13 protein-coding genes are annotated in these 11,946 nt (G+C 39.3%); 11 read left to right on the plus strand and 2 right to left on the minus strand.

Annotated features, from left to right (window positions below; genetic code table 11):
- The first annotated feature begins 10 nt into the window (after nt 1-10).
- The 10 genes from AC4G3N_RS00220 (at nt 11) to AC4G3N_RS00265 (ending at nt 8,901) form a co-directional block, all read left to right on the plus strand.
- Nucleotides 11-1,375: a PTS transporter subunit EIIC gene (locus AC4G3N_RS00220; RefSeq protein ID WP_066103894.1), complete on the plus strand. Its 1,365-nt coding sequence runs from the start codon at nt 11-13 to the stop codon at nt 1,373-1,375.
- Nucleotides 1,372-2,373 (plus strand): MupG family TIM beta-alpha barrel fold protein, encoded by a 1,002-nt coding sequence (locus AC4G3N_RS00225; protein ID WP_490553297.1) that lies wholly within the window; start codon nt 1,372-1,374, stop codon nt 2,371-2,373. Before AC4G3N_RS00220 ends, AC4G3N_RS00225 begins: the two co-directional genes overlap by 4 nt.
- Nucleotides 2,374-2,554: 181 nt before the next feature.
- Complete coding sequence (locus tag AC4G3N_RS00230; RefSeq protein WP_139891962.1) at nt 2,555-2,806, plus strand: GlsB/YeaQ/YmgE family stress response membrane protein; 252 nt, start codon at nt 2,555-2,557, stop codon at nt 2,804-2,806.
- A gap of 209 nt (nt 2,807-3,015) precedes the next feature.
- Complete coding sequence (locus tag AC4G3N_RS00235) at nt 3,016-3,288, plus strand: YhdT family protein (RefSeq protein WP_139891961.1); 273 nt, start codon at nt 3,016-3,018, stop codon at nt 3,286-3,288.
- A complete protein-coding gene (panF, locus tag AC4G3N_RS00240) occupies nt 3,285-4,724 on the plus strand; it encodes a sodium/pantothenate symporter (RefSeq protein ID WP_139891960.1) in 1,440 nt (479 codons plus the stop codon). Before AC4G3N_RS00235 ends, panF begins: the two co-directional genes overlap by 4 nt.
- Before the next feature lie 237 nt (nt 4,725-4,961).
- On the plus strand, nt 4,962-5,108 hold the full coding sequence (locus AC4G3N_RS00245) for a hypothetical protein (protein WP_175354260.1): 147 nt from the start codon (nt 4,962-4,964) through the stop codon (nt 5,106-5,108).
- Nucleotides 5,109-5,178: 70 nt separating this feature from the next.
- A complete protein-coding gene (locus tag AC4G3N_RS00250) occupies nt 5,179-5,313 on the plus strand; it encodes a DUF6254 family protein (protein WP_219847586.1) in 135 nt (44 codons plus the stop codon).
- A 109-nt stretch (nt 5,314-5,422) separates the two neighbouring features.
- Nucleotides 5,423-6,037 carry a PH domain-containing protein gene (locus AC4G3N_RS00255; RefSeq protein ID WP_066103882.1) on the plus strand — a complete coding sequence of 205 codons (615 nt, stop codon included), beginning with the start codon at nt 5,423-5,425 and terminating at the stop codon, nt 6,035-6,037.
- Between the two features lie 612 nt (nt 6,038-6,649).
- Nucleotides 6,650-7,057, plus strand: coding sequence for a hypothetical protein (locus AC4G3N_RS00260; protein ID WP_066103880.1), 408 nt, complete (start codon nt 6,650-6,652; stop codon nt 7,055-7,057).
- Nucleotides 7,058-7,236: 179 nt separating this feature from the next.
- Nucleotides 7,237-8,901, plus strand: a complete 1,665-nt coding sequence (locus tag AC4G3N_RS00265) for an FAD-binding dehydrogenase (RefSeq protein ID WP_491089514.1) — start codon at nt 7,237-7,239, stop codon at nt 8,899-8,901.
- A 38-nt stretch (nt 8,902-8,939) separates the two neighbouring features.
- Here the strand turns inward: AC4G3N_RS00265 and AC4G3N_RS00270 are convergent, their stop codons facing one another.
- A complete protein-coding gene (locus tag AC4G3N_RS00270) occupies nt 8,940-10,706 on the minus strand; it encodes a glycoside hydrolase family 3 protein (protein WP_066103876.1) in 1,767 nt (588 codons plus the stop codon).
- A gap of 350 nt (nt 10,707-11,056) precedes the next feature.
- Between AC4G3N_RS00270 and AC4G3N_RS00275 the strand changes: the two genes are divergently transcribed.
- Nucleotides 11,057-11,230 (plus strand): hypothetical protein, encoded by a 174-nt coding sequence (locus AC4G3N_RS00275; RefSeq protein WP_180349962.1) that lies wholly within the window; start codon nt 11,057-11,059, stop codon nt 11,228-11,230.
- 188 nt (nt 11,231-11,418) lie between these two features.
- On the opposite strand, the gene AC4G3N_RS00280 is transcribed toward AC4G3N_RS00275, so the two are convergent.
- Nucleotides 11,419-11,916, minus strand: coding sequence for a phosphatidylglycerophosphatase A family protein (locus AC4G3N_RS00280; RefSeq protein WP_180349961.1), 498 nt, complete (start codon nt 11,914-11,916; stop codon nt 11,419-11,421).
- Nucleotides 11,917-11,946 lie beyond the last annotated feature (30 nt).

Here is an 11,946-nt window from a genome sequence, read left to right on the forward strand (position 1 = left end):
GGGAAAGAAAATGGCTGGTCAAGATTACAAAACTCTGGCTAAAAAAATCTTGGAGCAGTTGGGCGGGGCGAAGAATATTAAAGCCTTTACGAACTGTATGACACGTCTTAGAGTCACACCTTATGATGAATCACTCGTTAACAAAGAAGCCATAAAAAAAATCGATGGAGTTCTCGGCTTTGTTGAAGAAGAAACGCTGCAAATCATTCTGGGTCCTGGACATGTCAATAAGGTCACGGACGAATTCGAGAAGCTGGTCAAGGAATCAGGAGACATCAATCTTAATGAGCGGGCTTCCAGCCTGAAAGGTGAACTTAAAAAGAAAAACAGCACGCCGTTTAAGCTCTTTTTGAGGAAAATTGCCAGTATATTTATTCCTTTGATTCCTGCGTTAGTTGCTTCCGGTTTGGTCAATGGTATTTCTAAGGCTGTCATTCAAGCAGGATGGTTATCGGCTGAATCACAACTTGCAATTATTTTAACAGTTATCGGTGGAGGTTTATTCACCTATTTAGGAATCTTTGTAGGGATCAATACAGCGAAAGAGTTCGGTGGGTCCCCTGCACTTGGCGGGTTAGCCGCTATATTGATTATTAACCCTGCTGCTGCCCAGATTGTCTTGTTCGGGGAAGAATTACTGCCTGGACGCGGTGGTTTAATCGGGGTCATGTTTGCTGCGATATTTATGGCTTTTATTGAGAAGAATGTCCGTAAGTTTGTTCCAGCGTCGCTTGATATTATCGTGACACCGACTATTGCCCTTTTGCTTACAGGTATTATGACGTATCTGGTATTTATGCCTGTCGGGGGATTTGTCTCTGATGTGATTACAGATGGATTGACCGCAGTGCTTGATTTTGGAGGAGCCATTGCAGGATTTGTTCTTGGAGCGACATTCTTGCCGTTGGTCGTGACAGGCCTGCATCAAGGTCTCACACCTATCCATTTGGAATTACTCAATACAATCGGTGACGACCCATTATTACCTATTCTTGCAATGGGTGGCGCAGGTCAGGTTGGCGCTGCGTTCGCTATCTATATGAAAACAAAGAAAACACGCTTGAAAAGAGCGATTGGCGGGGGACTTCCTGCTGGTATTCTTGGAATCGGCGAGCCATTGATCTTCGGAGTTACATTGCCGCTCGGCCGTCCGTTCTTGACCGCATGTTTGGGGGCAGGCGTTGGTGCAGCCTTCCAAGCACATTTCAATATCGCAACGACAGCAATTGGGGTATCCGGTTTGCCGCTTGCATTCCTTGTGAATAACGGTGAGGTACTGCTTTACTTAGTCGGGGTATTAATTGCTTATGTTGCTGGCTTCATCTTTACATACCTGTTTGGGTTTAAAGATGAAATGGCTGGTGAATTTGATTGATCGGAATTTCCTTTTATTTGAATGATCCTCTGGCTGAGGAACGTATTATCCAAGCAGGCCAAATGGGGGTGAAGCGGGGATTTACCTCGCTTCATATCCCGGAGGAAGCAGGTGAGCTTGCAGTACGTGCCAAAAAGCTGCTACATCTGGCTAAAGGACAGGGAATCGATGTATATGCGGATGTTTCATTAAAAACCCCGGGCCATTTGGGAATCGACAGTTTGTATCAATTGAAGGAATTGGGTGTCACCGGGCTAAGACTGGACGATTTCTTTGACCATGGTTTTATTGCTAGTCTGGCAAGGGAATTTAAAATTGCGGTTAATTCAAGTATACTGTTCGAACGTGATATACAGCTGCTGCTGAATAACGGACTCAAAACTGAACAGATAATCGGTTGGCATAACTTTTACCCGCGGAGGGAAACAGGACTAAGTGAATCGTTTTTCCGGGAGCAAAATGCATTGTACAAGCGATATGACATTCCGATCTTTGCTTTTGTACCGGGAGGAGGCGAGAAACGCGGCCCTTTATTTGAAGGACTGCCGACTCTGGAGAAGCATCGATATATATCCCCTTTTGTTGCCGCGCTTGAACTATATAAAGATGGAACGGAAGTATTTGTTGGTGATCCGGAGCCTGGAGAAGACTTACTCAAAAGGATGGATGGCTTTGAAAACGGAAAGATTAGCATCCAAACAGAGCAAGGATTCGAAAAATATGGTGAATACCGTTTGCGCCCGGATGCTTCCAGGGACGTTCTTCGTTTTATGGATACAAGGGTTGCGGAATCTGTACCGCCACTGCAAAATGATCTCCGTCCGAAAGGGAGCATAACCATTGATAATGACCTTTACGGACGCTATCGCGGTGAAATGCAGATTACGCTGACAGATTTGCCTGCTGATGAACGGGTCAATGTCGTTGGAAGTGTGGCAGAAAGTGATTTGCTGATTTTGGATCATGTGAAGCCTGGGATGGTCATTGAACTAGTATAGGAATAATGTAAACTCCACCCAATCAATGGGTTGGAGTTTTTTTGTAGGGAGACATGACTCATGAGAATTGCTTTTCCCTTCGACGTATTTATATCGACTAAAAAAGTAGCCTTCTTTCCTGCTAAATAAAGCCATTTAGACCTTACCAGCATATACTGTCCATGAAGGAGGGAGCTAAAAAATGTCCTTTATTGGCATCCTGTTTGTTGGTGGCTTTATTGGTTGGATTGCGGGATTACTTATTCATGAAAACGTTCACAACGGGATGGTGGGGAATTTCCTGGCTGGCATAATTGGTGCGTGGATTGGTACAGGAATTCTCGGTGAAATGGGTCCTGAAACTGGAGGATTTTATCTATTTCCAGCATTCACAGGTGCTCTTGTCCTTACCCTAATTGTGAGTTTTATTTTAATAAAGACAAGTAAATGGTGAAATTATATAATGTGCCTCCTCAAAATCTGATTTTGAGGCTTCTTTGCGTTATACAGTTTTTTATTAAGCTATCCATTATAAGTTATTCTACCAAATTTTGTACCTTCATTTTAAGAGTATGGCTTGGTTTAATGGTAATGTTGTTTGTTTACGTATTATACAAAAAATAATGGCGGGCAAACTAATGGTGCTATTGCAAGGAGGAAGATATGAAAGATAGACGTTTTAAAGTAGCCCATAGGGAAGCAATCATAGGTGTCGTACTTGTCATTATAAATTTTATCTGGTGGTTTGGATTTGCGTATGGGTTAGGATCAGGTAATCCGAAGGAATATACATACATTTTAGGATTGCCAGCTTGGTTTTTTCTAAGCTGTGTAGTCGGCTTTCTTGTAATGGTGGTCCTTGTTACTCTTATTGTCAAATTTTTATTTGAAGAAGTATCTTTTGATGTGGATGACGAAGAGGAGGAGCAATCATGAAGTGGGAGGTCATTGTTCCTTTATTGATCTTTTTAGTTATTATTTTTTATATAGGATTCTGGGCAAATGGAAAATTAAAATCCTCTGATTCCTTCCTGCAGGAATATTTTCTTGGCGGGAGACAATTAGGCGGTTTTGTGCTTGCAATGACTATGATGGCAACATACGGAAGTGCTTCAAGCTTTATTGGCGGGCCGGGTGTTGCCTATACACGTGGGCTCGGTTGGGTTTTACTATCTATGGCTCAACTGGCAACCGGGTATTTTGTATTAATGGTTTTAGGGAAAAAATTTGCGATTATGGCTCGTAAGTATAAAGCAATCACGATCATTGATTTTCTAAAAGGCAGATATAAAAGTAATACGGTTGTCATTATATCGGCCATTAGCATCATTATATTCCTATTTGCGTCGATGACTGCCCAATGGGTTGGGGGAGCGCGATTGATTGAATCCTTAACAGGGCTTCCATATAAGACAGCACTTTTCATATTCGCCGTTTCAGTTTTAATGTATGTTATTATTGGTGGATTTAGAGCAGTCGCTTTAACAGATACCGTCCAAGGAGTAGTCATGTTAGCCGGAACCGTCATCCTTTTAATCGCCACCATTATTGCTGGCGGAGGAATATCGAACATTATGTCAGACTTAATGGCTGAAAATCCCAACCTAATTACTCCTTTTGGTGCAGAACGAGATTTAACGCCTTTGTATGTCTCATCTTTTTGGATTTTAGTTGGTGTGGGCGTCGTGGGTTTACCGCAAATCAGCATGCGAGCGATGTCCTATAAAAATTCGAAGGGAATGCACATCGCGATTATCACAGGAACAATTGTGGTAGGTGCTGTGATGCTGGGAATGCATTTAATCGGAGTTTTCGCGCGTCCATTGATACCTGGGATAGAAATTGGTGATATGGTCATGCCTGCATTAACTATGGAGGTCTTGCCACCATTTATTGCGGGTATTGTCTTAGCCGCTCCCATGGCTGCTATCATGTCCACAGTTGATTCTCTTTTAATATTAGTAAGCGCAACTATAGTAAAGGATGTATATATCAATTACATAAAAAAGGATGCTACCGAGAAGCAGATTAAAAGAATCAGCTTTTGGATTACAGCAGCAATTGGAATCGCTGTTGTATTGTTTGCGTTAAGTCCACCTGATTTAATTGTATGGTTAAACTTGTTTGCATTTGGAGGCTTGGAGTCGGTGTTTATATGGCCAGTTATTATGGGATTATATTGGTCTGGCGGGAATAAATACGGCGCGGTTTCATCCATGATTGTAGGAATGGGCAGCTTTATGATTATAGATCGATTTTATCCAAATCCTTTCGGGATGCATACGGTCGTACTGCCGATTGTTTTATCGTTTTTTACTTATGTTTTAATGAGTAAACTGACGAATGCAAAACAACAGTTATCTATTCAATAACAAGTAAGATAATCGCACAGTCAAGGGCGGTCTCAATATTTAGATCAATCAAGCAAAGAATGCATAGCTTTATCAGCATTCTTTGCTTTTTCTTTTATCCACGATCAGCTAATTCAAATAACATTGGAAAAGAAAAAGGAGTAGTCGTCCTTGAAAGAAGATAAAACAATAATTCATAGCTGACAGTGCATATTTACTCTTTACTTTCTAATACTAAATGAGAGAAGGAGGGATCGTATGCCGAAAAGAAAGCATGATGCAGCTCAAAAAAGTAAACAGGGGTTTGATTCTAGTAAAACGGATGCTGAATTCTCAAAGGAATTAGGAAGCGCCAGCGCAAATCAAGCTTATAAGAATAAATCTAAAAAGGCAAAGAAAATATAAAATAAAGGAAAATAGGGCGATATGCTTCAATCTTTTGCAATGAGTCCTATTTTAATTTGGAGGTATATATATGTCACATTCAAAAAAAGAAGAAGAAAGACACTGGAAGCAAAGAAAAAATTCACAGCATCCTCATGACGAAGTAAAAAGTTATAAGAAGCTTGGTGAAGAAATAGCAAAAATAACAAAAAAATATGATGAATAATGACATAAAACACATGGACCATCCATGTGTTTTCTTGAGCATTAAATGAATTTTATACTAGTCACTTTTCTGATATAGTAAAAGTATAAACTACAATGGGGTGATATACATGTTAAAGAAAATGGCTTCTGATGCATTGGGTTTGTCTGACGTAGGTGTTATTATTCCGCCGGAAGATTATGACAAAACGGATGCAGACGACTATGTTATGCACGAGGATAATGAGAAGATTTATTTCATTATCAAAACGAAGGCAGACGAATATTGCTTTACAAATCTAGCATTAATTCATGTAGATGGCGAAAATGCTGTCTCATCTAAACGTTTATTAAAACGATACCCATATTCTCAGTATAAGATTTCAAATGTCATGCTTGAAACTGCAGGGCGATTAGATTTGGATACAGAAATAAAGTTTGATGTAGGAAATGTTCATTTTGATATTGACGTCAAGAAAAATCAAATTGAACAATTAAAGGATTTGTATAAAGCATTACTGCGAATTGAGGAAATCACGTATGAAAACTCCATTCAAATGAATTATGCCAAGGAAGGACTCGATCGAGCGGTTCAAACACTCCAACACTCAAGATCTGAGGAAGCATCATTAACAGGCACATATAAAGGGATAACTGAATTTACATTTGAATGGTTAAAATCCTCCTATAATGAATATCATATGAAAGATTTTGGTGCAGTTTTTGAAAAATACATTAATAATTAATTTTGCCTGGATAGAGTGCCAATTTATGAATAAATAACTAAAAAGGGAGTTCTAAAGTCTATTTATTTTAGAGCTCCTTCCTCTTTTACTAATTCTTCTGATACCCTCAATAACTTACTCCAATAGTAGGCTCATAAATAAATGTAAGTTAACATACTAGGGATGATGAATCCTTGAGCCAATGCACTCGCATCTGCTGTCTTCCCATTTTCGCCTCATAAATAGTTTAGTCCACTTACTTATCGAACTTATCGACTTTCGCTTTGATTTGCGGAAGTATACACTGACGTATTTTAATTTCTTCTGCAACCCAGAGGAAAACTCCAATTCCAAATTAACTAATTTCCTCATAAATACACCATAGAATACATAATCGGGTCTATTGGAAATAGAGGTGGTTGTCCTCTTATTTTTCATAAAATCTGAAACTCTTGGGACAATTCAATAATAAGCGAAATAAAATCTTGTTGAGAGCCATATAATCGTATGAACGGCAGGGGGATGAATACTAATTTTATAAGAATGAAGTAAATTGGTACTATGTCGGCAACTATCAGGAGAAACGACGGTGTGGAAGAATACTACTATAACACATAAAGGGGGAGGAAGAGGATGGCTAAGAAATATAAAGTGATGGTTATCATAGCAGCTGCAGTATTGATATTAGGGATAGCGGCCTTTGCAGGTTATAAATATTACTCAGACGCGGAAAACAAAATAGCTAGGGTTGCCAAGAATAAAGTGGAAGATGCTTCATCAAAGGATGAAACTTTTGAATTTATTGGGCATAGCAAAGTTGAGTACAACAAGGATGAAGATTATTATGTCGTGAGCGGATTCATGGAAGTCAATGATGAATATGAGGCTGGACGCAGAGTGATGTATATAGCAATAGTGGAAGAGAACATGGGGGAATATCAAGCTACAGAAGTGGAACGAACAGATGATGAAGTAAAATATGAATTCGTGGATTATTTCTCCGATTATGAGGAAGAGGATGATGAGGAAGATGATTATTGAACCAGTCTGGTACTAGGCTGGTTTTTTATTTATAAAAAGGGAGGAATATAAAACTGTTGATTTAGGCTCATAATTTTAAGCAAAGTAAATTCTTCTTTTTATATCAGTATACATACCTAAATTATGGAACTATAGATTAATATAAGAGTATAAACGTTTATCAAAAAGGGGGAAATGCATTGGAGTTCGATGCGATCGTTATTGGGGCTGGTTTGGCCGGTTTGGTGGCTACAGCAGAAATTGCAGATGCAGGGAAAAAGGTATTATTGCTAGATCAAGAACCTGAAGCTTCATTAGGCGGACAAGCTTGGTGGTCATTCGGTGGTTTATTTTTAGTGGATTCCCCTGAACAACGTCGTATGGGTATTAAAGATTCTAAGGAATTGGCTTGGCAGGATTGGATGGGTACTGCAGGGTTTGATCGAGATGAGGAGGATTATTGGGGTAAAAAATGGGCAGAAGCGTATATTGACTTTGCTGTTGGAGAAAAACGTGCTTGGCTTCATAAACAAGGAGTTCGTTTTTTTCCTGTAGTTGGTTGGGCTGAAAGAGGAGGTTATTTGGCTGAAGGACATGGTAACTCAGTACCAAGATTTCATATTGTTTGGGGAACAGGTCCAGGTATTGTATCGCCTTTTGAAAAAAGGGTAAGAGAGCATATTAAAAATGGATTAGTTGATTATCGTCCTCGTCACCGTGTAGATGAACTGATGAGCAGTAATGGGATAATTCAGGGGGTGAAGGGTTCCATATTGGCAGCCAGTTCGGCTTTAAGAGGTGAGAAAAGTAACAGGGACGTTATTACTCATTTTGAGTTTTCTGGTAAAGCAGTTCTTGTTTCGAGCGGGGGTATCGGAGCCAACCATGATTTAATTCGCACAAATTGGCCAGAAAGACTGGGGCCGCCTCCAAAGAACATGATTTCAGGGGTCCCGGCACATGTGGATGGCAGAATGCTGGGGATATCAGAAGAGGCAGGTGGGCGTATTGTAAATCGAGATCGTATGTGGCATTACACAGAGGGAATCAAAAACTGGAACTCGGTATGGGAAAACCATGGAATTAGAATTTTGCCAGGTCCGTCCTCTATTTGGCTGAATGCAACAGGCCAGCGCTTCCCGGCCCCCAACTTTCCTGGGTATGATACACTTGGCACCCTGGAGGCTATCCAAAAAACAGGATTTGATTACTCATGGTTTATTTTGACACAAAAAATGATTGAGAAAGAATTTGCGCTATCCGGTTCTGAGCAAAATCCGGATTTAACGAATAAAAGTATCCGCAAGGTCTTAAGCAGAGTACTCCCTGGTCCTCCTGGTCCGGTAAAGGCATTTATGGATCATGGCGAGGATTTTGTCATTGCAGATAACTTAGTGGAACTTGTTAAAGGAATGAATGAATTAACAAAAGATAATCTATTAAATTACGAAGAAATTGAAAGACAAATAAAAGCGAGAGATCGTGAAATGGATCATACATTCACAAAGGATTTGCAAATTACGGCATTAAGGGGAGCGAGAAATTACATAGGTGACAAATTAATCCGAGTCTCCAAACCGCATAAAATACTTGATCCTCAAAATGGACCATTGATTGCTGTTCGTTTAAACATTGTAAGTCGCAAAACTCTAGGCGGGCTACAAACAGATTTATCAGCACGAGTCCTCAATTCTAAGGGTGAGGCAATACCTGGCTTTTATGCAGCTGGTGAGGTTTCTGGATTTGGAGGGGGAGGAGTTCACGGATATCGTTCGCTAGAGGGGACATTTCTTGGAGGCTGTTTATTTACAGGCAGGGTAGCAGGCAGGGCAATCGCTTCCTACTTAAAAGAGAAAAAGGATTAAACCGAGGAAGGTTTAATCCTTTTTTTGCTTTTGACAGATTAAATGTATGTGTCTTTTAATCCGCAGTATGCATCAACTGGGCTGTCACCCTTGAATGGTGATTTACCCATCATTTTTTCTACTAGTACTTCAATTGTTTCTTTATTACCGTCATACGTGTTGATGTATGTTTTCACTTGTGGAACATCCGCTAAGTGGAATGGGTAGTTTACAGAAACAAAGATTGTTGGTACTTCGTGTACATAGAACGGAATATCAGGTGTTCCTTTTAACGCATTCCATGTCATACGTTGAACAACTTCACCCATTTTGATATTAGCGATATTAATGATTAAATCATATTTATCTGTTAATTCTTTAATAGGGCGTTTTGCTGCATATGCGTTCATGATGCTCTTCATTTGTTCTTCTGGTGGCAGGTCCGCGATTTTATCCATTGGAGATTCGTGAATTTCCACTTCAAAGCCTTGCGCTTCAAGCTCTGCTTTCAGAAGATCAATTGGCTTAGGTTTGTTACCGCTAATTAATTTACTGAATGCACCTTCAGCAGTTTTAACATTAACTAGTAATACTCGTTTGTATTTTTCAGGAGTAACAGGCCAAATATCTTGTTTGTCTTTTACCAATGTGATTGCACGATCAGTAACTTCTTTAAATAGCTTAACGTTTTCAGGAAGACCGATTTGTTTAAGCGCTTCTTCTTTCGGCATCATGATTTCCGTTTTTGCTTTTTTGTGAAGACCTAAAGATGCTTTAAGACCAAGGATACGAGTAAGAGCTGCTTCTAAACGCTCTTCTGTAATAATACCGTTTTTGTATCCGTCCATCATGTAGCCGAAATCTTCATCTGGATCGTTGAAGAATAAGAATAAGTCACAACCAGCAGCAATAGCAGTAGGAAGCATTTCGCTGCGTTTCATTGCAGAAGTCATCGCAACCATGTGGCTCGCATCTGTAACAACAACGCCATTGAATTCTAATTTACCACGTAATAAATCTGTGATTAGCTCTTTAGAAAGAGTTGCTGGCAGCAAATCTTCATCTGTAAGGCTAGGGTTGAAGTGCTTGGAATAAGCAGGCATATGGATGTGACCAGCCATGATAGAAGGTAGGCCAGCATCGATTAAGCCTTTGTAAACTTTTCCGAAAGTTTCATCCCACTCATCACAAGATAGGCTGTTAGGCGCGAAGGATAAATGCTGGTCACGCTCATCTACACCGTCACCAGGGAAGTGTTTAGCAGCAGGTGCAATTCCGCTTTCCTGGATACCTTTCATGTAAGCCAAGCTCATTTCTAAAACTTGATCAGGGTCAGAACCAAAAGTACGGCTAGAGATGATTGGGTTACGCCAGTTCATGTGAATATCTACGATTGGCGCAAAGCTCCAGTTACATCCGATTGCAGACGCTTCTACACCAGAAACTCGGCCCATTTCATATGCCCATTTCGCATCTTTTGTTGCACCGATTTTAACTTCAAGACCAACTTCAGTACCGTCTGTACAAGCTCCATTACCGCCTGCTTCTGTGTTTGCAGCAATTAGCAATGGAATTTTGCTGTTTTCTTGAAGAATTTTATTTTGATCGTAAACTTCTTCAGCTTTACCAGGATTGTAACGTACAGCACCGATATGGTAGTTGTTTAGCATACCTGTTAAATATTCTTCAGTACGGCTAGCTCCCATATTAACGAATAATTGGCCAATCTTTTCTTCGATTGTCATAGAATTAATTGTGTCTGTTACCCATTTAATATCTTCATCAGATAAATGGTATGGTTTTGCTTTTAAATCCACTTTAGTCATCCTATGTAATACTCCCTTACTAAATATTTGAGAAAAATTTCTATCATCATGTAGTATGTACGTTTTTTCCTTTATTTATGTTTAGGCTTTCATAATTAAAGACGAAGGCATCAACCTTCAAATAAATTAGCCATACATTTAAACTACAAAAAAGTAATTTAACTCAACCACTAGTATTCTAGCATACTAGTTTAAGGATTTCTATAGAAAGTTCAATATTTCACAAACTTATTCAGGATTTAAATAATAAAGATTAATATTTAGAAAAGCCATACAATTGTCAAGATACCTATAGGTACAGTGTTTGATAACGGGAATAATGATAATAGAAGAAAAAGGGGGGATAGACGATGATTCTAAGATTTTCAATACTAATCTTACTCGATATCATTTTTGCAATTACCCTTATTGATCAGCAGCTCATATTGGCAGCACTGATTGCTCTTGCCTTTGTCTATTATACAATAGAGCTTGCAGCTGAAATGGAGTTTGACAATGTGGAATTTGAGTTAGTTCACTTATGATTACCTAAGCGATTAAATGAATTCACAAAGATGTGTATTACACATAATTCATATAAATATCAGAACAGTAGAACGAAAGGGCAGGTATGCTCTTTCGTTCTTACTTGTTAGACTGTTAGGAAATTAACCGACTCGGTTTAATTATCTTATAAAAGAAAAACTCAAAGTATAAATTCAGGATTTTATATTTATTCTACATTCTCTACTCGGTGAGCTAAACGGCTGGAAGCGGCAGCAGCAATCGCCCCAACAATATCATCCAGGAAGGTATGGCATTCACCGGAGGATTTATCATTCAATTTTGCCAGTATGCCTGGTTTCTTTTTATCAATATATCCATAATTGGTAAAACCAATAGAACCATATACATTCACGATGCTAAATGCTAAAATCTCATCAACCCCATATAATCCTTCATCAGTCCGGATTATGGATTGTAAAGGTTCTTCAAGCATCCCTTTTTCGGAAAGCATATCTAGTTGTATGCCAGTTAAAATGGCATTTTGGACTTCGCGTTTTGAGAGTACGCGCTCCACATTTTTAATACACTCATCCAATAGCAGATTATCATGATATTGATGCTGAAGGTATAAAACTAATTCACCAATATCTGTAACTGTCACCCCTCGATCATGCAACCATTTTCTTGCTGTTTGTTCAGTCATATCTACAGGTTTCCCTTTCATACGAAGACACCAACTCCCATGCATATAGTA

Source organism: Bacillus sp. z50, assembly GCF_058313585.1.

Coding starts and splice junctions, on each gene's coding strand:
- AC4G3N_RS00260 (WP_066103880.1), top strand. CDS start 6,650: ATGGCTAAGAAATATAAAGTGATGGTTATCATAGCAGCTGCAGTATTG.
- AC4G3N_RS00220 (WP_066103894.1), top strand. CDS start 11: ATGGCTGGTCAAGATTACAAAACTCTGGCTAAAAAAATCTTGGAGCAG.
- panF (WP_139891960.1), top strand. CDS start 3,285: ATGAAGTGGGAGGTCATTGTTCCTTTATTGATCTTTTTAGTTATTATT.
- AC4G3N_RS00245 (WP_175354260.1), top strand. CDS start 4,962: ATGCCGAAAAGAAAGCATGATGCAGCTCAAAAAAGTAAACAGGGGTTT.
- AC4G3N_RS00235 (WP_139891961.1), top strand. CDS start 3,016: ATGAAAGATAGACGTTTTAAAGTAGCCCATAGGGAAGCAATCATAGGT.
- AC4G3N_RS00280 (WP_180349961.1), bottom strand. CDS start 11,916: ATGAAAGGGAAACCTGTAGATATGACTGAACAAACAGCAAGAAAATGG.
- AC4G3N_RS00255 (WP_066103882.1), top strand. CDS start 5,423: ATGTTAAAGAAAATGGCTTCTGATGCATTGGGTTTGTCTGACGTAGGT.
- AC4G3N_RS00275 (WP_180349962.1), top strand. CDS start 11,057: ATGATTCTAAGATTTTCAATACTAATCTTACTCGATATCATTTTTGCA.
- AC4G3N_RS00230 (WP_139891962.1), top strand. CDS start 2,555: ATGTCCTTTATTGGCATCCTGTTTGTTGGTGGCTTTATTGGTTGGATT.
- AC4G3N_RS00270 (WP_066103876.1), bottom strand. CDS start 10,706: ATGACTAAAGTGGATTTAAAAGCAAAACCATACCATTTATCTGATGAA.
- AC4G3N_RS00250 (WP_219847586.1), top strand. CDS start 5,179: ATGTCACATTCAAAAAAAGAAGAAGAAAGACACTGGAAGCAAAGAAAA.